Annotated in this window: 21 protein-coding genes and 1 tRNA gene; 10 read left to right on the top strand and 12 right to left on the bottom strand. The window is 63.4% G+C overall.

The features are described 5' to 3' along the window. Positions 1-352 (bottom strand): transposase (locus IYX23_RS02010; protein ID WP_196398816.1); only part of this gene is annotated, 352 nt, incomplete at its 3' end. A 328-nt stretch (positions 353-680) separates the two neighbouring features. Here IYX23_RS02010 and IYX23_RS02005 point away from each other — a divergent pair. Together IYX23_RS02005 and IYX23_RS02000 are read left to right on the top strand one after the other, a co-directional pair. Further along, positions 681-962 (top strand): YciI family protein, encoded by a 282-nt coding sequence (locus IYX23_RS02005; RefSeq protein WP_196391764.1) that lies wholly within the window; start codon positions 681-683, stop codon positions 960-962. Further along, positions 962-1384, top strand: coding sequence for an EVE domain-containing protein (locus tag IYX23_RS02000; protein ID WP_196391765.1), 423 nt, complete (start codon positions 962-964; stop codon positions 1382-1384). Before IYX23_RS02005 ends, IYX23_RS02000 begins: the two co-directional genes overlap by 1 nt. Here IYX23_RS02000 and IYX23_RS01995 read toward each other — a convergent pair whose 3' ends face one another. Both IYX23_RS01995 and sucC read right to left on the bottom strand, forming a co-directional pair. Next, a complete protein-coding gene (locus IYX23_RS01995; protein ID WP_196391819.1) occupies positions 1385-3097 on the bottom strand; it encodes a tetratricopeptide repeat protein in 1713 nt (570 codons plus the stop codon). Positions 3098-3341: 244 nt separating this feature from the next. Continuing rightward, entirely contained in the window at positions 3342-4538 is a 1197-nt protein-coding gene (gene sucC / locus IYX23_RS01990; RefSeq protein WP_196391766.1) for an ADP-forming succinate--CoA ligase subunit beta, read from the bottom strand. Between the two features lie 321 nt (positions 4539-4859). On the opposite strand from sucC, the gene IYX23_RS01985 reads away from it, so the two are divergent. The 4 genes from IYX23_RS01985 to IYX23_RS01970 all read left to right on the top strand — a co-directional run bounded on the left by IYX23_RS01985 (position 4860) and on the right by IYX23_RS01970 (position 9335). Beyond that, the gene (locus IYX23_RS01985; RefSeq protein WP_196391767.1) at positions 4860-5480 is read left to right on the top strand and encodes a methyltransferase domain-containing protein; all 621 of its coding nucleotides are present in this window, start codon (positions 4860-4862) and stop codon (positions 5478-5480) included. Between the two features lie 206 nt (positions 5481-5686). Beyond that, positions 5687-6871 (top strand): toxic anion resistance protein, encoded by a 1185-nt coding sequence (locus IYX23_RS01980; protein WP_210330427.1) that lies wholly within the window; start codon positions 5687-5689, stop codon positions 6869-6871. 12 nt (positions 6872-6883) lie between these two features. Next, positions 6884-7510 (top strand): YqiJ family protein, encoded by a 627-nt coding sequence (locus IYX23_RS01975; RefSeq protein WP_196391768.1) that lies wholly within the window; start codon positions 6884-6886, stop codon positions 7508-7510. 70 nt (positions 7511-7580) lie between these two features. Further along, complete coding sequence (locus tag IYX23_RS01970) at positions 7581-9335, top strand: flotillin domain-containing protein (RefSeq protein WP_210330429.1); 1755 nt, start codon at positions 7581-7583, stop codon at positions 9333-9335. A gap of 74 nt (positions 9336-9409) precedes the next feature. Here the strand turns inward: IYX23_RS01970 and IYX23_RS01965 are convergent. From IYX23_RS01965 to ftsY, 6 genes are all read right to left on the bottom strand, one after another. Then, positions 9410-9485, bottom strand: a tRNA-Glu gene (locus tag IYX23_RS01965). A gap of 62 nt (positions 9486-9547) precedes the next feature. Beyond that, on the bottom strand, positions 9548-10111 hold the full coding sequence (locus IYX23_RS01960; RefSeq protein WP_196391769.1) for a polymer-forming cytoskeletal protein: 564 nt from the start codon (positions 10109-10111) through the stop codon (positions 9548-9550). Between the two features lie 105 nt (positions 10112-10216). Then, positions 10217-11170: a tyrosine recombinase gene (locus tag IYX23_RS01955; RefSeq protein WP_196391770.1), complete on the bottom strand. Its 954-nt coding sequence runs from the start codon at positions 11168-11170 to the stop codon at positions 10217-10219. A gap of 50 nt (positions 11171-11220) precedes the next feature. Beyond that, on the bottom strand, positions 11221-11364 hold the full coding sequence (locus IYX23_RS01950) for an oxidoreductase (protein ID WP_175094669.1): 144 nt from the start codon (positions 11362-11364) through the stop codon (positions 11221-11223). Between the two features lie 223 nt (positions 11365-11587). After that, positions 11588-12190, bottom strand: a complete 603-nt coding sequence (locus IYX23_RS01945; RefSeq protein WP_196391771.1) for a septation protein A — start codon at positions 12188-12190, stop codon at positions 11588-11590. 5 nt (positions 12191-12195) lie between these two features. Further along, positions 12196-13257, bottom strand: a complete 1062-nt coding sequence (gene ftsY / locus IYX23_RS01940) for a signal recognition particle-docking protein FtsY (protein WP_196391772.1) — start codon at positions 13255-13257, stop codon at positions 12196-12198. 175 nt (positions 13258-13432) lie between these two features. On the opposite strand from ftsY, the gene IYX23_RS01935 reads away from it, so the two are divergent. Continuing rightward, positions 13433-13687, top strand: coding sequence for a hypothetical protein (locus IYX23_RS01935; protein ID WP_196391773.1), 255 nt, complete (start codon positions 13433-13435; stop codon positions 13685-13687). A gap of 127 nt (positions 13688-13814) precedes the next feature. Here the strand turns inward: IYX23_RS01935 and IYX23_RS01930 are convergent, their stop codons facing one another. Further along, positions 13815-14303 (bottom strand): VOC family protein, encoded by a 489-nt coding sequence (locus IYX23_RS01930; protein ID WP_196391774.1) that lies wholly within the window; start codon positions 14301-14303, stop codon positions 13815-13817. Further along, a complete protein-coding gene (locus IYX23_RS01925) occupies positions 14300-14776 on the bottom strand; it encodes a MarR family winged helix-turn-helix transcriptional regulator (RefSeq protein ID WP_196391775.1) in 477 nt (158 codons plus the stop codon). Before IYX23_RS01925 ends, IYX23_RS01930 begins: the two co-directional genes overlap by 4 nt. A 242-nt stretch (positions 14777-15018) precedes the next feature. Here IYX23_RS01925 and IYX23_RS01920 point away from each other — a divergent pair, with 242 nt between their 5' ends. Further along, the gene (locus IYX23_RS01920; RefSeq protein ID WP_196391776.1) at positions 15019-15489 is read left to right on the top strand and encodes a VOC family protein; all 471 of its coding nucleotides are present in this window, start codon (positions 15019-15021) and stop codon (positions 15487-15489) included. A 73-nt stretch (positions 15490-15562) separates the two neighbouring features. On the opposite strand, the gene IYX23_RS01915 is transcribed toward IYX23_RS01920, so the two are convergent. Continuing rightward, positions 15563-15871, bottom strand: coding sequence for a hypothetical protein (locus IYX23_RS01915; protein WP_018407231.1), 309 nt, complete (start codon positions 15869-15871; stop codon positions 15563-15565). Positions 15872-17152: 1281 nt separating this feature from the next. On the opposite strand from IYX23_RS01915, the gene IYX23_RS01910 reads away from it, so the two are divergent. Both IYX23_RS01910 and IYX23_RS01905 read left to right on the top strand, forming a co-directional pair. Beyond that, the gene (locus IYX23_RS01910) at positions 17153-18058 is read left to right on the top strand and encodes a ferritin family protein (RefSeq protein WP_196391777.1); all 906 of its coding nucleotides are present in this window, start codon (positions 17153-17155) and stop codon (positions 18056-18058) included. Between the two features lie 81 nt (positions 18059-18139). Next, complete coding sequence (locus IYX23_RS01905; RefSeq protein WP_196391778.1) at positions 18140-18619, top strand: ferritin family protein; 480 nt, start codon at positions 18140-18142, stop codon at positions 18617-18619. Positions 18620-18623 lie beyond the last annotated feature (4 nt).

The raw sequence follows: 18623 nt of genomic DNA, 5'->3' as shown, positions 1-18623 counted from the left end.
CGGGCAGCGGACGCGCAGCGGGTTGCGTCGCTTGCGCGAAGCGGGCGATGACCGCGGCGTCGATCGGATCGGTCTTGGCGCGCCGACCAAGCGCCTGCGCAAAGTGACGCACCTGCGCCGGATTGACGACGACGATGGGCAGAGAGGCGGCGGCAAGCGCCGCAGCGACCACGGTCTCGAAGCCGCCGGTGGCTTCGAGCGCGATCAACGCGGGCGACAGCCCTTTTAGCCGTTCGACGAGCTGCGCAACGCCTTCGCCATTACGCGCCACCATAAAGGCCGCGCCTTGCGGAAGCGCATGCACATCAAGCCGGTCTTTGGAAACATCGATCCCGACATATACAGCGTCCATCATGTCCCGTCCTTGCCTAAGCGGGCTTCGCTTCGCGCGGCCCAAGCGACTGTTCGGGTTCGATGGAACGGCAGACGGGCGGCCAAGCTGAGGAACGGGCTCGATCGCCCGAGGATGAGCCGGCGTCCCGTCCGCCACCGCAGCGGCAATGTTAGCCGATCCGGCACGGTTTAAGTTACAAGGATGAGGAAGCCCTTCAGGCGCCTTCCCCTTCCCGAAGCCCTCGCCTCCTCAAACATGAAATCGTCATTTCGGCGGCGGCGCTGTTGACCCGCGGCGCGGGCTTTGGAACAAGTTGCGCCTTCGTCACGCTTACGCGAGGCCGCTTGTGTTCTTCGTCGCCCTTTGCCTGGATAAGCCCGATCACGTCGAGCTGCGCATGTCGACCCGCGCCGCGCATCTCGCCTTCCTCGACAAGCACGCCGCGCGCGTGAAGCTCGGCGGCCCCTTTCTCGACGGCGAGACGCCGGTCGGCTCGATGCTGATTCTCGACTGCGAGAATGAGGCGGCGGCGCGCGCGCTGCTCAGCGAAGACCCTTACGCCGCCGCCGGCCTCTTCGCCTCGGTGGAGCTGAAACCCTGGAAACGCGTGGTGGGAGCGCAGCTCTAGTGGCGCATTGGCTGTTAAAAAGCGAGCCGTCGAGCTGGTCCTGGGATCAGCAGGTGAAGGCCGGCGCCAAGGGCACGTTCTGGAACGGCGTGCGCAACCACTCCGCCAAACTCAATCTGATGGCGATGAAGAAGGGCGAAAAAGGCTTCTTCTATCATTCGAACGAGGACAAGGCGGTCGTCGGCGTCGTCGAGATCATCAAGACCTATTATCCCGACCACACCGACGAGAGCGGCAAATTCGGCATGGTCGATGTGAAGGCCGTTAAGGCGTTGAAAAAGCCGGTGACGCTCGCCGAAATCAAAGCCGAGCCGCGCCTCAAGGACATGGTGCTCGTCAATAATTCGCGCCTCTCCGTGCAGCCGGTGACCGACGAAGAGTGGCGCGTCGTGCTGGAGATGGGGGGCGGCGAGAAGGGGTAATCACCCGCCGTTCTGCGCCGCCTTGTCATGGGCGAGCGTCGGATTATCGGCCATGCCGTTGTTGATCTTGTCGAGGATCTTCGGCAGTTCGTCGGGCTCGGGATTGAGGTCGCGCGCATGGTTCCACTGGAACCGCGCTTCGAGCTTGCGGCCGACGCGCCAATAGGCGTCGCCCAGATGATCGTTGATCACCGGGTCTGACGGCTTCAGGTCGATCGCCTTCTCCAATTCGCGCACGGCGTCGTCATAGCGCCCCAGGCGGTAATAGGCCCAGCCGAGACTGTCGACGACATAGCCGTCGCGCTGCCGCAGATCGACGGCGCGGCGCAGCATCTTGAAGGCTTCGTCGAGATTGGAGCCCTTGTCGACCCAGGAATAGCCGAGATAGTTCAACACCAGCGGCTGGTCGGGATTGAGATCCAGCGCCTTTTTGAGATCGGCTTCCGCCGCCGGCCAATCCTTGCGCCGTTCATTGGCGATGCCGCGATAATAGTAGAGCAGCCACAGACTCTTGTCCGCCTTGGACCGCAAATCGAGCACGCGCGTATAGGTCACGGCGGCGTCGGCGAAAGCCTTGCGCGAGCGCTGAAGATTGCCGAGCGCCGTCAACGCCTCCTGATTCTTGGGGTTGGCGGCGACGATCGCGGAGAGATTATCGCTCGCCTCTTTGGTTTTGCCGAGCGTTTCCAGCAGCAGCGCCGCCTGCACGTCGGCGTTGACGCGCAGCGGACTGTCTTTCGGCACGCTTTGATAAAGATCGATGGCGGCCTCTTCCTGCTTCATGCGCTCATAGACGTCGCCGAGCGTGACGATGGCGAGAGCGTTCTCCGGCGCAAGATGCAGCGCGAGGCGTAGATAGATGAGCGAGGCGAGTTCGTCGCCCTGGCGGCCGCCGACGGCGCCCAGCCCGTACAGCACTTCACCCGCGCCTTCGTCGGCGGTGCGCACGAAGGCCGGCAGCGGCTTGCCCTCCTCGAGCGCGGCGAGGCCGGCGACGACGATCGGGTGATTGGGCGCGACCTCGTCGAAGGCGAGGTAGAGTTGCTTCGCCTCGTCGCGCCGTCCGTGCGTCGCGAGAAAGCGCGCATAGGCGTCGACAAGCCGCAGCGTGTTCTTCTCGGCGGCATAGGCGGACTTGAAACGCTTTTCAGCCTCCGCCTTGTCGCCGCCGAGATCGGCGATCAGACCCGCATGATAGTCGCGAAACACCACGAAGGCGTCGTCGGTGAGCGTATCGAGCGTCGAGAGGGCGCGACGCGTGTCCTTGGCGCCGGCGTAACTCCATGCGGAGAGCAGCGTCGAGGTGATGTCGCGGCGACGGTCGCCGCCGCCCTTGGCGAGTTCGGCGCGCGCGGCGGCGTATTTGCGAGTCTTGATCAGATCGACGCCGCGGGCGAGATGCGCGAGCCCGTTCGTGCGGTCATGCGCGATCACGCGGCCGGTCAGCGAGAGGGCCTCCGACATATTGCCGTTGGCGAGCGCCGCGACAAAGGCGCGGTCGGCGAGATCAGAGTTTTTGGGATCGTCGCGCAACGCCTCGCGGAAGAAGGTCGAGGCGGCGAGCGTGTCGCGCTGCGCGCCGGCGACGATCGCGGCGAGATAATTGCCCGACAGGCTGGTGCCGACCTCGAAAGGCCGGGCGACGACGATATTTTCCCGCGCCGCGAGACTGCTGTCGCAGGAGAGCCCGAAGGCGCCGGACCCCGCAAGCAAGATGCACGACAGGCGCGCCAGAGCGCGTCTCGCGCGGCTGGCCGGAGACGCAAACAGAAGAGCTGATTTGGGCACTGGCGCTTCCCTAAAAGGCGACGATCGCGCGCAAAGGCCGCCCCACGGGGAACAGCGGCCTAAAAGTCCAAGGTCGCGCCTAAAGATGGCCCTTTTGGGCCGATGACGCAAGGCGGAAGAAATCCCGGCAGGGCTTCTCCCCTTCGCGGAGAGAAGCCCAAAGGAAAGCTCACGCCTGTCGGATCGCAGCGACGATTTTTTGCGCCGCGTCGTCGAGATCGTCGGCGGGAATGACGTTCAGCCCCGACTCATTGATGATCTTCTTGCCGAGGTCGACATTGGTGCCCTCGAGCCGCACCACCAGCGGCACTTTGAGGCCCACTTCCTTCACCGCCGCGATCACGCCTTCGGCGATGGTGTCGCAGCGCATGATGCCGCCGAAAATATTGACGAGAATGCCCTTCACGTTCGGATCGGCGGTGATGATCTTGAACGCGGCCGTCACCTTCTCGGTCGTGGCGCCGCCGCCGACGTCGAGGAAGTTGGCGGGAAACTCGCCGTAGAGCTTGATGATGTCCATCGTCGCCATGGCGAGGCCGGCGCCATTGACCATGCAGCCGATATTGCCCGGCAGCGAAATATAGGCGAGGTCGTATTTCGACGCCTCGATCTCCTTCTCGTCCTCTTCGCTCTTGTCGCGCAGTTCGACCATGTCGGGGTGGCGATAGAGGGCGTTGTTCTCAAAGCTGACCTTGGCGTCGAGGCAGCGCAGCTTGCCGTCTTTGGTGACGATCAGCGGGTTGATCTCCAAGAGCTCCATGTCCTTGGCCACAAAGGCGGCGTAGAGCTTTTCGGTCAGCGCGCCCGCCTGCTTGGCGAGATCGCCGGTGAGGCCGAGCGCCGCGGCGACCTGGCGGCCGTGATGCGGCATCAGCCCCGTCGCCGGATCGACCGAGAAGGTCACGATCTTCTCGGGCGTGTCATGCGCCACCTTCTCGATGTCCATGCCGCCTTCGGTCGAGACCACATAGGCGATGCGCGAGGTCGCGCGGTCGATCAGCATCGAGAGATAGAATTCCTTGTCGATCGCGGCGCCATCTTCGATGTAGAGGCGATTGACCTGCTTGCCGGCCTCGCCGGTCTGCTGCGTGACGAGCGTCGCGCCAAGCATCTCTTTGGCGAAGGCCTCGGCCTCGTCGATCGATTTGGCGATGCGCACGCCGCCCTTGTCGCCGGCGCTCGCCTCCTTGAACTTCCCCTTGCCGCGCCCGCCGGCGTGGATCTGCGCCTTCACCACATAGACCGGGCCGGGGAGCTTTTCGGCGGCCGCGCGGGCGTCTTCGGCCCGCAGCACGGCGACGCCGTCAGCGACGGGCGCGCCGAAGTCGCGCAGAACGGCCTTGGCCTGATATTCGTGGATGTTCATGGGCTATGTCTCCCTGGCGCAATGGCGCGCCGGCGCGGCGAAAAAATCGCGCTCAATGGGCATAGGCGGAGCCGTTTCGTCAAGGCGGCGGGAGGACGCGGGGAGAGCGCATTCCGACACCGCGCGGTTGGAACAATTCTCAGCCCGCTGGGTTCACTCCGCACGGAGCTCCCCTCTCCCCCCTCGACTTGGCGCTCGGTCAAACTGGCCGGGCGCTTTTTCTTGAGCGAGGCATTTGAGGGTTTGGCTGAGGGCTTTCCTCCCTTGCCTGGGATCGATCCACATGATCGAGTGCGAAAAGCTCAACCCAACGCGCGCGTGATGACCTGCAACGATAATCCCTTCGGCGAACGCGCCCAAAAATACTGGGATCGTCGCTACGATCTGTTTTCGAAATGGGATGAGGGCGTCGAAACCGATGAGGTGGGGCTGTTCTCCGTCAAGCCGGAGCGCTTCGCGCTGGAGATCGGCGCTCTCCTCAGCGGTCACGCCGTATTGGACGCCTTTTGCGGCATCGGCGGCTCGGCGATCGCATTCGCCCGATGCGGCAAGCGCGTCATCGCCGTCGACGTCGATCGCGACAGGCTGTCCATGGCGAAGCGTAACGCTGAGATCTACGGCGTCTCAGAGCGCATCGAATTCCTTCATGACGACGTGATGGAAATCTATCCCAAGCTCTCATTCGATGCGCTGAATATTGACCCGCCCTGGGGCGGACCGGAGTATTTCAAGAAGACGCGCTTCGGCTGGCGAGATTTTTTACCGAATCCGCTGCCGCTTATTCGGAAGGCGATCACTTCCGGGATTGCCGTCGCTGTGGGATTGCCAGCGAATTTTTCAGAAGGCGAACTGCGCGAACTGCCGCCAGAAACCGTCGTACGAGAGTCGAGGGACGCAACGCGCGTTTTGTTCAGAACGGCCTATTATCCGCCGGTGGCGTGAGGTCCATGCTTTCCTCCGCAATGTTTCAAAATGATTCGTATTACAGCCCCGTATCGTGAAATAATTGGACGAGACGCCGCATATCTGCAAATCTGGCGAACGACCGCCCGCTCCGTGGCGCCCCGTCTTGCCAAGACTTAGCCAACGGCACAGATTTGCCTCCGCAAACGATTCCGTTTGGCCATTTGGAATGGACGATTCTCTCTGTGAGCGATGGATTTAAACTGGCCCCGCCTGAACCCGCGCCAGCCGTGCCGCCCGAGAAGGCGATTGGCCTGGTCCCGGTCGACGAAGAGCAAAAGTCGAAACTGAAGGGGCGCGTCGTCGAGTTCGTGGACGATCTCGTCGCGCAGGATTGTCATTCGCCCGAATTCGGCCGGCGCGTCGACCAAGTCACCAATTTGGGCCGTCGCGAAATTGCCGAAGCGGCGAACCACTCAAACCGTTTCCTGAATCGGCCGGTCCGCGCGATGGATGAGACGTCGAGCCTCGGCGCCGACGTTGCCGAGCTGCGCCGCACCGTCGAGGATCTCGATCCGCTCCGACAGGGCGACCTCTTCGCGCCGCGCAGGCTGTTTGGCGTCATCCCGTTCGGCAACCGGCTCCGCGGCTATTTCGACGCTTACAGGAGCGCGCAAAGCCACATCGCGACGATCCTTGCCCGCCTGAAGAGCGGCAAGGACGAATTGCTGAAGGACAACACCGCGATTGATGTGGAGCGGCAGAATTTGTGGGTCGCGCTCGGTCGGCTCGAGCAGATGATCTTTATGTCGAAGGCGCTCGACCTAGAACTCGAGTCCCGTGCGGCGGATCTCGATGCGACTGATCCGGCCAAGGCGAAAGCGTTACGCGAAAGCGCCTTGTTCTATCTGCGTCAGAGGACTCAGGATTTGCTGACTCAAATGGCGGTCAGCGTGCAGGGCTATCTCGCCCTTGATCTCGTGAAGAAAAACAACATCGAGCTCATCAAGGGCGTGGACCGCGCGTCCACCACCACGGTTGGCGCGCTGCGCACCGCCGTAACGGTCGCGCAGGCGCTGACGAACGAGAAGCTGGTGCTCGATCAGATTGGCGCGCTCAACGCCACGACGGCGAATATCATCGACAGCACGGGTCAGATGCTGCGCGATAATACGGCGCGAATCCATGAGCAGGCGTCCAGCGCGACCATCCCCCTCGAAACGCTCCGCCGCGCCTTCCAGAATATCTACGACACGATGGACAGCATCGATTCCTTCAAAGCCCAGGCGCTTGAGAACATGAAGCAGACGGTTGCGGCATTGGAAAACGAGGTCGACAAATCGAAGGCCTGTATTGCTCGCGCTCAAGGCCAGACAGAGACGCAGTCAGCCGGCATGCGCGCTGGCGGATTGCTCGACGCGCTCGAGTGAGGCGCAGCAAGAATGATCGAGTCGTTCCTTCTGCCGGAGAATCTGCCGTTTAGCGTCGCAATCGCGCTGATGATGTTGCTGGCGCTCGTGCAAATTCTCGGTCTCGGCGACGTGATCGACGGCGACGCCGAGATCGACGCGCCGGGGAATCTGGCGATCGATGCGGGGCTTCTTTCCCTGGTGGGGCTACGGCGCTTGCCATTTCTGATGTGGGCGATGCTGCTGCTGACGGCCTTCGGACTGATCGGCCTGGCCGGCCAGCAGGCGCTCGCCGCGTTGACCGGACACACGCTGTCGGCATGGCTTGCCGGCCCCATCGCGGCGCTGGCCGCACTTCCAGTGACGGGAGCGCTCGCACGTCCGCTCGCCGCCATTATGCCGCGCGACGAAACCACCGCGATCGACCTGGTCGCGCTGGTCGGACGAGAAGCGGAGATTGTCATCGGCAGAGCCGCGAAGGGCAATCCAGCGCGCGCGCGCGTCGTCGATCATTTTGGCCAGACGCATCACGTCATGGTCGAGCCGGACAATGACGGGCAGACCTTCGGCGAGGGCGAACGTATCCTTCTTGTCCGACAGGAGGGCGAAAACTTCCGCGCGATCACGCGCGGCGACGCATACTTGCCTCAACTCGACTGAGTTGGGGCAAAACCTGGCGGATCAGCCAACGTCAGGCCGTATCGGATTCCCTGTATTTGGAGCGGCGAACATGATTCCCTTCAACGTCATCAAAACAGCGCAAGAGGCCATCACCCTGGCCGAACTGCCCGCCTTGCAAATTCAAAGTGATAAGATGGATGCTCATCTGATCCAGATCGGCGTTTACGCCGTCGTCCTTCTCTTCCTGCTGCTGACATTCGGCGTGATCATCACCCGCTTGTACAAGCGGGCTTCGAAGCAGATTGGATTTGTCCGGACCGGGTTCGGCGGCGAGAAGGTCGTGATGAATGGCGGCGCGCTGGTTCTGCCTGTGCTGCATGAAACCATGCCGGTGAACATGAACACCGTGCGCCTCGCCGTCGAGCGCAAGAACAGCGACGCGTTGATCACGCTCGACCGCCTTCGCATCGACGTGAAGGCGGAATTCTATGTGCGCGTGCGGCCTGACGCGGCGGCGATCGCGATGGCGGCGCAGACTCTCGGTTCGCGCACCATGCAGCCCGAGGCGCTCAAGGATCTCGTTGAAGGCAAGTTTGTCGACGCGCTGCGCTCCGTGGCCGCCGGCATGACGATGAATCAGTTGCACGAGCAGCGCGCCGACTTCGTGCAGAAGGTGCAGCAAGTCTCGTCGTCAGACCTTGCGATGAACGGTCTCGAACTCGAATCGGTCTCGCTGACGGGCCTAGACCAGACCTCGATCGAACATTTCAACGCCAATAACGCTTTCGACGCGGAGGGCCTCACCAAGCTCACCGAGCAGATCGAACTGCGCAAGAAGGCGCGAAACGATATCGAACAGGACACGCGCGTCCAGATCGAGACGAAGAATCTCGAGGCCGAGCGGCAGTCGCTGCAGATCAAACGCGAAACGGAGTTTGCGTTGCTGGAGCAGACAAGAGAGATCGAAGTTCGCCGCGCCGAGCAGGCGGCCGAGATCGCGCGCGAACAGGCGCAGCGCAACCGCGAGGCGGACGAAGCGCGCATTCTCGCCAAGCAGCAGGTCGACGCCAAGCAGATCGAGGCGGATCGCACAATCCAGGAAGCCAAGATCGCGCAGCAGCAGGCGGTCGAGCTCGCCCGCCAGGAACAGCAGATCGCGGTTCAGAACAAAAGTCGCGAGGAAAGCCAGGCCAAAGCCGAGGCCGACGCCGCGCGCGCCAAGGCGGTGGCGGCGGAGGAGCAGGTCGTCACCAGCCGCCAGACCGAAGTGGCCGAACGCGCCAAGCGAATCGAACTCATCGAAGCCGCGAAGGAAGCCGAACGTTCGGCGATCTCGATCAAGGTCGAGGCGGAGGCGGAGAAGGACGCCGCCGCCAATCGCGCCGCCGCGACGAAGCTCGCGGCGGAAGGCGAGGCGGAGGCCGAGAAGTTGCGGGCGGACGCCGCCCGGGTCCGCTTCGAAGTCGAGGCGGCGGGCCAGCGGGCCGTCAACGAGGCGGCCAACCTGCTCTCGTCCAATCAGGTGTCCCTGCAGATGAAGCTCGCGCTGCTGAAGGTTCTGCCCGAGATCGTGCGCGAGTCCGTCCGGCCTTTGGAAGCGATCGACTCGATCAAGATCGTGCAGGTCGACGGCATCACGCGCGGACCGTCACAGGTCGGCAATGGCGGCGTCAGCAACGGCTCGGGCAATCTCGCCCATGACGCCGTTACTGCAGCGCTGGCCTATCGCGCGCAGGCTCCGGTGATTGACGGCCTGATGAAGGAGTTGGGCCTCTCCGGCGCGTCGCTCGAGTCGTTGATGGAGGGCGCGGCCGCCGCCAAGCTGCAGGCCGATCCCGCGGGGGGAGGCGAAATAAGAGGTTGAGCAAAAAAAATCAGAGGAGGCGCGGCTCATCGCCTCCCAAATTTCTGGCGCGTTTTTCAGTCGGTGGCGGGTGATGGCGCTCCCTAGGGGAATCGAACCCCTGTTTTCGCCGTGAGAGGGCGACGTCCTAGACCGCTAGACGAAGGGAGCGGGAAGGAGCGTTCTATAGACCGCCGCCGCCCGCCGGGCAAGCTGTCGCGCAACGATCAGCCTCACCCGCCCGACGAAGTTTTGCGGCCGAGCAGCGTGCGCGTCGCGACGCGCTTCTCATCGCCGGCGGCGGCGAGATAGAGCGCGCCCTTGGCGCCCTTGGCGCCGCGCACCGCCTCATTGATGCGATCGATCGAAGAGGGTTTCGGCGGCGCGCCGGCGATCTCCACGCGTTCGACGGCGGGCTTGGCCGCCGGCGCGGCCTTCGCGGCGCGATAATCATCGATCGCGGTCAGCTCGCCGGCGATGACGGCGCCCTTCTCCAATTCGATCTCGCCATAGGTGATCTTGCCCTCGACGCGTCCGGTGGCGCGCACGACGAGCAGCTGCTTGATCTCGATATGATCGGAAATCCAGCCGCTAATGTCGGCTTCCGTAGCGCTGACGTGGCCGCGGATGACCCCGCCCTGCCCCACCTGAAGGACGCGCGCCGAGACGTCGCCCTCGATCGCGCCGTCGACGATGATGAGATCCGAGGCCGAGATCTCGCCCTTGAGCGTCACGCCGGCGCCGATATAGGCGACATTCTCTTCCTCGGGCCGAAAGTCCATCGCGTTCTTCGCCATTCCACGCTCCTCGGTCGCGCAACTGCGCGGAAAAGCTTACGTTGAGCGCGTCTCAACATTCAACGGAAAAAGCGCCCAAGGCGGCTCAACCCGGCTCAGCGCGGCTCAACCCGACTTGTCCGTCGTCTCCGACAGCGGATGCAGATCGCGCACCATCGCGCGCATGCGCTCGTCGAGCACATGCGTATAGATCTGCGTCGTCGAGATGTCCGCGTGGCCGAGCAGTTCCTGCACCACCCGCAGATCGGCGCCGTTCTGCAGCAGATGGCTCGCAAAGGCGTGACGCAGCGCATGCGGATGCATCGCGGCGGCCGGCAGGCCGGCGGCGCTCGCCAGCGCCTTGAGATCGCGCGCGAAGGCCTGGCGGGTCAGATGGCCGCTATCGCTGTCGGCGGGGAACAGAAAGCTCGAGCCGGCGCGCTCTAGCGCCATCTCCTCAAGCAGCTTGCGGTAGGAAAGAAGCGCGCGGCGGGCGCGATCGGTCAGCGGCGCCAGGCGCTCGCGTCCGCCTTTGCCGCGGATGGCGATGAAAGGATCGCGCGAGTGCGCCGCGCTTTTTGGCAGCGAGACGAGTTCGGAGACGCGCAGGCCGGTGGCGTAAAGCGTTTCGAGCAGCGCATAGAGCCGCGCCGCCCGCAGCCGCTCGCCAGCAGGCCGAGCGTCGTCATCGAGCCCTTCGCTCGCAACCGTGAGCAGCCGATCGATTTCCGCCGTGGAGAATACGCCGGGCGCGCTGCGCCGCATCCGCGGTCCGTCGAGTCCGGAGGCAGGGTCGTCGCCGCGATGACGGTCGACGTAGAGAAATTTGTGGAACTGGCGAATCGCCGAAAGGCGCCGCGCCACGGTCGCCGCCGACATGCCGCGCGGCTCCAATGAGGCGAGATAGGCGCGAATGTCGTCCGTCGTCGCGGCGCCGGGATCGCGGCCGTTTGCGGAAAGATGCGCGATGTAATCGGAAAGATCGCGCCGATAGGCGTCTTGCGTGTTGCGCGCCGCGCCGCGCTCCGCGGCCAGCATGTCGAGAAAGGCGTCGAGCTGGCGCGCTGCGCCCGCTTTCATGCCCTTAACTCCCCAGCGTCATTCCGCACAGGCGTCACGAATGACAGCCTTCACTTGTTCAACCGCTGCGCCGGGATCGTATAGGTCATCTGGCGCGGTTGCGGCGTCACATAAGCGACGAGCGCGACCATGACGCCGTAGACGATCGCGACGATGGCGCCGACGATGATCAGAAAGCGGATGAGACTCGGCAAGGATTCGACTCAGCCCCCATAAACCTGAAGGACTCTCTTCGCCCGAACGCGCGTCGATTGCAACCCGCGCGCGCTGGTCGGCGCGCATGCGCTTAAAATCATCGGCGCAGAGGCGCGGCCAATCATGAAGAGAAGTTCATGTTGGAGCAAGAACGCGTCCGAGCGATTCGCGCGCAACCGCGCGTGCGGCGACGCCGATCAGGTTCAACGGCGCGCGCGCAAATCAGAAATGCGTTTCGGGGTCTTCGTCCTCGGGGCGAATTTCGTGACGCATGATCAGCGGCGCCTGCGACAGCGCGAAGATGAGCGTCAGCGGCAATATGCCGAAAACCTTGAAGTTCACCCAGTCGTCGGTCGTCAGAATGCGGCGCAGGACTTCATTGAGCCCGGCAAGCGCGAAAAAGAACAGGCCCCAGCGTATGGTGAGCTTGCGCCAGCCGGCGTCGTCAATGTGGATCGCCATGTCGAAGACGATCGGCAGCAGCAATTTGCCGAAATAGAGCGCGCCGATGAGTCCGGCGCCAAACAGCGTGTAAAGGATCGTCACCTTCAGCTTGATGAAGGTTTCGTCATGCAGAAAATAGGTGAGCGAGCCGAAGACCAGCACCAGCACGGCGGTGACGACGGGCATCGCCGGCAGATGACGGGTGATCGCCCATGAGACGGCCAGCGTCAGGACGACGCCGGCCATCAGCACGCCGGTGGCGGCGAAAATGCCGTATTTGGAATTGATGACGAAGAACAGCAGGAGCGGTCCGAGTTCCAGTGCGAGCTTCAGCCAGGGATTGAGCTTTCTTTTTGCCGCGATGGCCGTTTCCTGCGTCATCTCTCTTAGCTTTCCGCCTCTGACGTTTCTTCAAGCCCCGCGATCGCCCGTGCGAAGTCGCGCGCCGCAAACGGCTCCAGATCGTCGGCGCTTTCGCCCACGCCGATAAAGTGGATCGGCAGGCGGTAAGTCTCCGCGATTGCGACCAGAATGCCGCCTCGCGCGGTGCCGTCGAGCTTGGTCATCACGAGCCCGGTGACGCCAGCGATCCGCTCGAAAACATCCACCTGCTGCAGCGCGTTCTGTCCGACGGTGGCGTCGAGCACGAGCAGCACCGCATGCGGCGCCTCGGCTTCCGCCTTTTTCATCACGCGGACGATTTTTTCAAGCTCGGCCATCAACTCGGCGCGATTTTGCAATCGGCCCGCCGTGTCCATGAGCAAAATATCGGCGCCCTGCTCTTTCGCGCGCTTGATCGCGTCAAAGGCGAGCGCCGCCGCATCGGCGCCTTCCGCGCCCGAAACGACTTCGGCGCCGAGCCGCTCGCCCCAAACCTTGAGCTGCTCGACCGCCGCCGCGCGGAAGGTGTCGCCCGCCGCAAGCACCACCGTCCTGCCCTCGCCGGTCCATCTCGAGGCGAGCTTGGCGATGGTCGTCGTCTTGCCCGAGCCGTTAACGCCGACGACGAGGATGATGAAGGGCTTCTTGGTGTCGTCGACGACGAGCTCTTCGGCGACGGGCGCCAGCACGCGCTCGACTTCGCGCGCGAGGATCTCGCGCACTTCTTCGGGCTCGATGTCGCGTTCGTAGCGCGCCTTGCCGACCGCCTCGGTGATGCGCGTCGCGGCGCCGACGCCAAGATCGGCCCGCAGCAGCACGTCTTCGAGCTCCTCGAGCGTCAGCGCGTCGAGCTTGCGCTTGGTGAAAACGTCGGCGACGCCCTGGGTGATCGCTTGCGAGGTGCGCGAGAGGCCGCCGGACAGGCGCGACCACCAGGATCGCTTTTCCTCCTCAGGCTCCGCTTCGGGCGCCTCTTGGGGCGCCGCTTCGGGCGCGGGCGCGCTCTGGCCGCCGCCAAACAGGCGGGAGAACATGCCGCGCTTTTTGCCTTCTGTTTCCTGGCTCATTCACGGGATGGACTACACGAGTTGCGCCGAAAGGGCCAGCGGCCGGAGCCCCCTGCCGCGCGCGTGGCGCCAATGCACGAGACGCCCGCAAAAGTGGCGGCGCTCGCAGCGCCGCCGGAACATCCCGTGGGACGCCCGGTTGTTCTCGCATTCGATGTTTGACGGGAGGCGCGCGATGCAAGCCACGACGCGACAGTTCTTCGCCAGCGCATTGAGCGCGGCGCTGATCGGCGCCGCGGCGGGCGCGGCCTTGGCGCAGTCCCCAGGATACTCTCCAGGCCAGCCCGGCTGGTATGGAAGGGCCCGGCCGCCCGCCTATGCGGGAGATTGTAAATTCCCCTATCCCCCGGGCTACCGTCACGACCTCAAAGACTGGCGCACCGGCCAGACCGATCGCGATTTTTCCTGTTACAGGATCGAGAATGACTAAGCGCCTGGCGTGAACGGGCCGGCGCCCCGGCCCGCTTCCTGCCTCAGGCGGGTGATCGGGTGAAAGGCTTCCTCATCCTAAAGGCGCATGCGCAGCACGCGTCTCGAAGGACGAGGACGCCCGTTTCTCAGGCCGTCGCCTCGGCGCAGCCCTTCGCCATCGCCTCGCGCCCCGCCGCCGCGATCTCGTCGGGAGTCATGTCGCGCACATGCGTCGCGATCGACCACACATGGCCGAAGGGATCGACGACCAGGCCGTAGCGGTCCCCCCAGAACATGTCGGCGACCGGCATTTTGACCGTCGCGCCGGCGTCGACGGCCTGCGCGAAGATGGCGTCGACATCGTCGACCATGAGATGAATGGTCACGGGCGATCCCTTGAGCGACTTCGGTCCCAGCGTGCCCCATTCCGGCACTTCGTCGACGAGCATCACCATCGAATCGCCGATCCGCACGGAGCCATGCATCAGCCTTCCGTCAGGCCCGGGCAAGCGCATCATCTCTTCGGCGCCGAACGCCTTCTTATAAAATTCGATCGCGTCGGCGGCGCCGGCGCAAATGAGATGCGGCGTGATCGATCGCATGCAGGAGGGATTTTTCTCGACATTGGCGTTCATGCTTTAACGTCCTTTCCTTCGGTTTGAGTTTCAGCCCCTAATGTGCGCAACGCTTTGCGCAGCTTTTGTCCTTCGCTGTGCGAAAACCCGGCGTCGAGCGCGGCGTGTTCCTTGCGCCAGATCGGCAGCGCGGCGGCGAGCAGTTCGCCGCCCGCGTTGGTCAAAAACAGCCTGCGCGCGCGGCGGTCCTTCTCATCGAGACGCGTTTCGACGAGGCCGCGCCGCTCCAGGGATTTCAGCGCGGCGGTGAGAGTCGTGCGATCCATGGCGAGCGCCTGCGCGAGTCGCCCCAGGATCGGCGCCTGCGGCGCGTTGAGCGACATCATCAGCGAGAACTGGCCATTGGTGAGTCCAAGCGGCGCGAAGGCGCGATCGAAGCGCCGCGCGAGGGTGCGCGCTGCGCGCTGCGTCGCAAGGCAGAGACAGGCGTCGCGAACCTCATGAACGACCTCGATCGGGAGCTTCTTTGACATGGCGTCATTATGTTGATATCAACGCTTATTGCGTTTGTCGAGTCTTTCGCATCACCGCCCAACTTCGCCCTCATGCTGAGGAGCCGCCGAAGGCGGCGTCTCGAAGCACGAGGGCGAGCCTAAAAGGCGCGCATGAAGGTTCCCTCGTCCTTCGAGACGCGTGCTCCGCACGCTCCTTTAGGATGAGGAAACCTTCACCCGATCGCGCGTTGGAAATGACAGTCACGAAGCAAGGAGCAGCCATGCCGTCGAAAGTCAGAACCTGTATCGCCTTCAAGGATCAGGCGGAGGAAGCGGCCCGCTTCTATGTCTCGATCATTCCCGATTCAGTGTTCGAAGGCGCCTTCCGCCGCGAGCCGGACGGGCCGGCGCTGCTGGTCTCCTTCACCCTCGCCGGCGCGCCCTATCAGGGGCTGAACATGGGCCGCGAGACGATTCACAATGAGAACTTTTCGATCTCGGTGATGACCAAGGACCAGCGCGAGACCGACGAGCTATGGAATAAGCTGCTCGAAGGCGGCGGCGCCGAGATCCAGTGCAGCTGGCTGAGAGATCGCTTTGGCGTGCGCTGGCAGATCGTGCCGGAAGCCTTGCCGCGCATGTTCATGGATGACGATCGCGCCGCCGCCGGCCGCGCCTTTCAGGCGATGCTCGGCATGGTGAAGATCGACATCGCCGCGGTCGAAGCGGCGTTTCGCGGCGACGCCCCTTAAGCCGGCGGCGAATGAAACGCGCCAACGGCGCTTCGTCGCAACCCTGCGAGCCTGCGACTGTCTTAGCGTCGCCTTAAGCCGAGCGCGCGATCGGCGCGGCGTCGCTTTTGGCGGCGACGGCGTTCCATTCCTGCTCCCAGAAATCGGCGACGCCGAAGCGCGCAATGACGGCGCCTTTTTCGTCGAGAACGATCACCTCGTCGAAATCGACGACGTCGAGCGCCTTGGGGCTGGAGAGCTCCATCTCGAAGAAGCGGCTCACCTCGGCGATGACGCTCGCCGGATCGGAGGATTCCCGCTCATATTCACGCAGCGGCTTCAGCTTCACATGGCCGCCTTCGGTCTCAATGAATTTGACTTCGCGTACACGATAAATCGCCATTGTCTTACCCTCGCTTGCGCCGGGCACATGAGGGTGAAATTGGCTGCGCAAGCGGCGCGTCAAGAGGGATAGCGGGACCGTCGCTGTCGTTTGGAAGCGCGGGCCAACCTGTCGTTCCAGCGCGCGCGCTTGTGATAGGCCGTGGTGTCATTCCCGACGCGCGCATCGCGCGCGATCGGGAATCCAGAAAAACCGATCATTCGCGAATTTGCTCTGGATTCCCAATCAGGCCTTCGGCCTGTCGGGAATGACGCTGGAGCGCGCCATCATATTCGCACCCTCATGCTGAGGAGGCGCCGAAGGCGCCGTCTCGAAGCATGCGGCCTGCTCAGCCGCGCAGGACTCGGAACTCGGGTTTATTTAGCTCATTTTCAGTCGTCATGGCCGGGCTTGTCCCGGCCATCCACGCCAGGACATCGCGAAGCGTTTCACGCTGAAAAAGGCGTTCGGCTCATGCTCTCACATTTCAGCACGTCGTCGCGTGGATGGCCGCGACAAGCGCGGCCATGACGCTGTGAGCAGGCTTCCCGCGCGCCTCTTGACATCCATGGAATAAATTCCTATCATCCGCTCGCCTTCGTCAAGCGAGGGCGCGGCTCAGGGTCGAGCGGCGCCGGCGAAGGACGGATCCGGCGGGACGAACGACCCTCGTTCCCTGGTCCGGCGGCGCGTCGCCGGTCTGGGCTTCTCTCCTTTGCGCGGAGACGCATGAGCCCTTCGATAGGCCGCAAGGCTTAGCGAACCTCATGTGCAGGCTTTGAAAGCCCGGACCATAATATCCGAGGATGGCGCAGGCGTCGGTTACCCGAACGATGGGGAGCGGCTCCCTCAGCCCGGAGGCGGCGAGACGACGCGATCCGTGTCCGGGAGAATCCGGCCGTCGAAGACAATTTTTTGCGCTGCGGCCAGCGATGGCCGGGGGCGTCCCGGACCGCTCGCCCCCCGCGCCTTACGGCGGCGGGAAATCTTCGCGCGCCCGCTGCTCGCCCGATTCTTGGCGCGCCTTCTCAGCGCACTTTCAGCGCCGCCATGGCGAGTCGCCATGCGGCGACGATCGGATTCACCTCAGCTTCGCGCCATCGCATCAGTAATACCGCACGCGTGCGACAATGCGTCCTCCAGCGCGTCGTATTGCGTGGCGAGATTTCTGCTTTGCAAAGTCTCTGGCAAGATAACGGGCTGGGCTGCCGCTTAGAATACCTCCGGTGAGCTTACATTTAGACCCGGATTGCCCCTTAAACGCCAAAACATGTCTGAGTTCAGACAAAAGGAGCAAAAACAGTGGCTAATGTGACATTCTCATCCCCCGTCCTTGCGCGCGACATTACTGTCTATGCGATCGCCGGAGACCGGGGCACGATCCTGGCGGTGGCCAAGGCGCATAAAATTCCCATTCCCTTCGACTGTCAGGACGGCGAATGCGGCTCCTGCCTCGTCGAGGTCACGCATCTCAGCCGCAACCAGAAATACGGCATCGCGCTGACCGAGAAGGAAAAGGAGATGCTGCGCCAGCTCGGCAAGATCACCAAAGCCGAGATCGAGGCCGCCGAGGTCAACGACATGCCGCCGCGCTATCGCCTGGCGTGCCAATGTTTCGTCCGTAACGAGGACATCCTCGTCAAATTCGAAGGCGATCAAACGCTGCCGGCGCAGGGCGCCCATATCACCCATGCCGCGAAGCGCTACACGGGCGGCATTGAGATCGCCACGGTGGATGAATTCATCGGCTACGCCGTGAAGGTCGAAGAGGATGCGGCGATTCATTTCGATGAACTCGCCGGCATGATGGAAGGCTGCGGCAATACGGAAGTCGCCAAACTGTTTCGACAGCTCGCCGGCTTTTCACGCCTGCATCTCGCCGAGGCCAAGAAGCGCGCGGGATCGATCGACCTTTCGGCGGTCATTCCGCCCGATTACGTGTGGCCAAATCATGCGACCCCGGAACGCACCGAAATCTGGGCCGCCGATCCGACCCTGTCGCGGCTCGACGGCTTGAAGGCCGCCCTGCAGGGCGAACGCCGAGGCTATGAGTTTTATCGGGCCGTGGCCGCCAAAACCAAGTCGCCGGAGATCGAAGCGATGGCGAAGGAATTCGTCAAGGAAGAGGCCGAGCACGTCAAAATTCTCGAAGCCTGGATCACGCGCGAAGAATGGACCATAAAGAACCCGTCAAGCGCGAACGCTTAAGCGAGGAACCTGATAGCTCAAGGCGGGGGCGGCCTTACGTGGCCGCCGCTCGCTTCTGAGCTCAGCGAGCGAGGGGGAGACATGGAATCGGTCGAGGAATTTCTCGCTTATGCCATCCATCTGGAATTCGAAGCGGCCAACCGCTACGGGCAACTGGCCGACGCCATGGAGTCAGGCGGCAATCGCGAAGTCGGCAAACTGTTTCGTCGATTGGCGGATTATTCCAGACTGCATCTGGCCGAGGCGCAGGCCCGTGGCGGCTTTCGTGAATTGCCCAAGATGAGGCCGGACGAGTTCGTCTGGCCCGGACTGGAGAGCCCCGAGACGGCGGCGATCTGGGCCGCCGATCCGTTCATTGGACGCGAACAGGCTCTTGAGATTGCGCTCGACGCCGAGACCGCGGGCCTCAAATATTACCAGCACGTTCTCGACACGACGTCCGACCCGGAGATCAAGATCCTCGCCAAGGAGTTTGTCGCGGAAGAGCTTAGTCACGTCACTGAACTGAACAAATGGATCGCCGCGAATAAGGCCGGGAAAGTTCTGACCGTCGATCCGTGAGTTC

This window comes from Methylocystis sp. L43 (genome assembly GCF_015709525.1).
GTDB lineage: Bacteria > Pseudomonadota > Alphaproteobacteria > Rhizobiales > Beijerinckiaceae > Methylocystis.
Note: the sequence above shows the minus strand (reverse complement) of the source record. Positions and strands in the feature narration are given on the sequence as shown.

Excerpts from the sequence above, each read along its gene's own strand:
- IYX23_RS01915 (WP_018407231.1), bottom strand. The coding sequence starts at position 15,871 with ATGGCGATTTATCGTGTACGCGAAGTCAAATTCATTGAGACCGAAGGC.
- IYX23_RS01955 (WP_196391770.1), bottom strand. The coding sequence starts at position 11,170 with ATGAAAGCGGGCGCAGCGCGCCAGCTCGACGCCTTTCTCGACATGCTG.
- IYX23_RS01925 (WP_196391775.1), bottom strand. The coding sequence starts at position 14,776 with ATGTCAAAGAAGCTCCCGATCGAGGTCGTTCATGAGGTTCGCGACGCC.
- sucC (WP_196391766.1), bottom strand. The coding sequence starts at position 4,538 with ATGAACATCCACGAATATCAGGCCAAGGCCGTTCTGCGCGACTTCGGC.
- IYX23_RS01975 (WP_196391768.1), top strand. The coding sequence starts at position 6,884 with ATGATCGAGTCGTTCCTTCTGCCGGAGAATCTGCCGTTTAGCGTCGCA.
- IYX23_RS01920 (WP_196391776.1), top strand. The coding sequence starts at position 15,019 with ATGCCGTCGAAAGTCAGAACCTGTATCGCCTTCAAGGATCAGGCGGAG.
- IYX23_RS01985 (WP_196391767.1), top strand. The coding sequence starts at position 4,860 with ATGACCTGCAACGATAATCCCTTCGGCGAACGCGCCCAAAAATACTGG.
- IYX23_RS01905 (WP_196391778.1), top strand. The coding sequence starts at position 18,140 with ATGGAATCGGTCGAGGAATTTCTCGCTTATGCCATCCATCTGGAATTC.
- ftsY (WP_196391772.1), bottom strand. The coding sequence starts at position 13,257 with ATGAGCCAGGAAACAGAAGGCAAAAAGCGCGGCATGTTCTCCCGCCTG.
- IYX23_RS01930 (WP_196391774.1), bottom strand. The coding sequence starts at position 14,303 with ATGAACGCCAATGTCGAGAAAAATCCCTCCTGCATGCGATCGATCACG.
- IYX23_RS01935 (WP_196391773.1), top strand. The coding sequence starts at position 13,433 with ATGCAAGCCACGACGCGACAGTTCTTCGCCAGCGCATTGAGCGCGGCG.
- IYX23_RS01970 (WP_210330429.1), top strand. The coding sequence starts at position 7,581 with ATGATTCCCTTCAACGTCATCAAAACAGCGCAAGAGGCCATCACCCTG.
- IYX23_RS01945 (WP_196391771.1), bottom strand. The coding sequence starts at position 12,190 with ATGACGCAGGAAACGGCCATCGCGGCAAAAAGAAAGCTCAATCCCTGG.
- IYX23_RS01960 (WP_196391769.1), bottom strand. The coding sequence starts at position 10,111 with ATGGCGAAGAACGCGATGGACTTTCGGCCCGAGGAAGAGAATGTCGCC.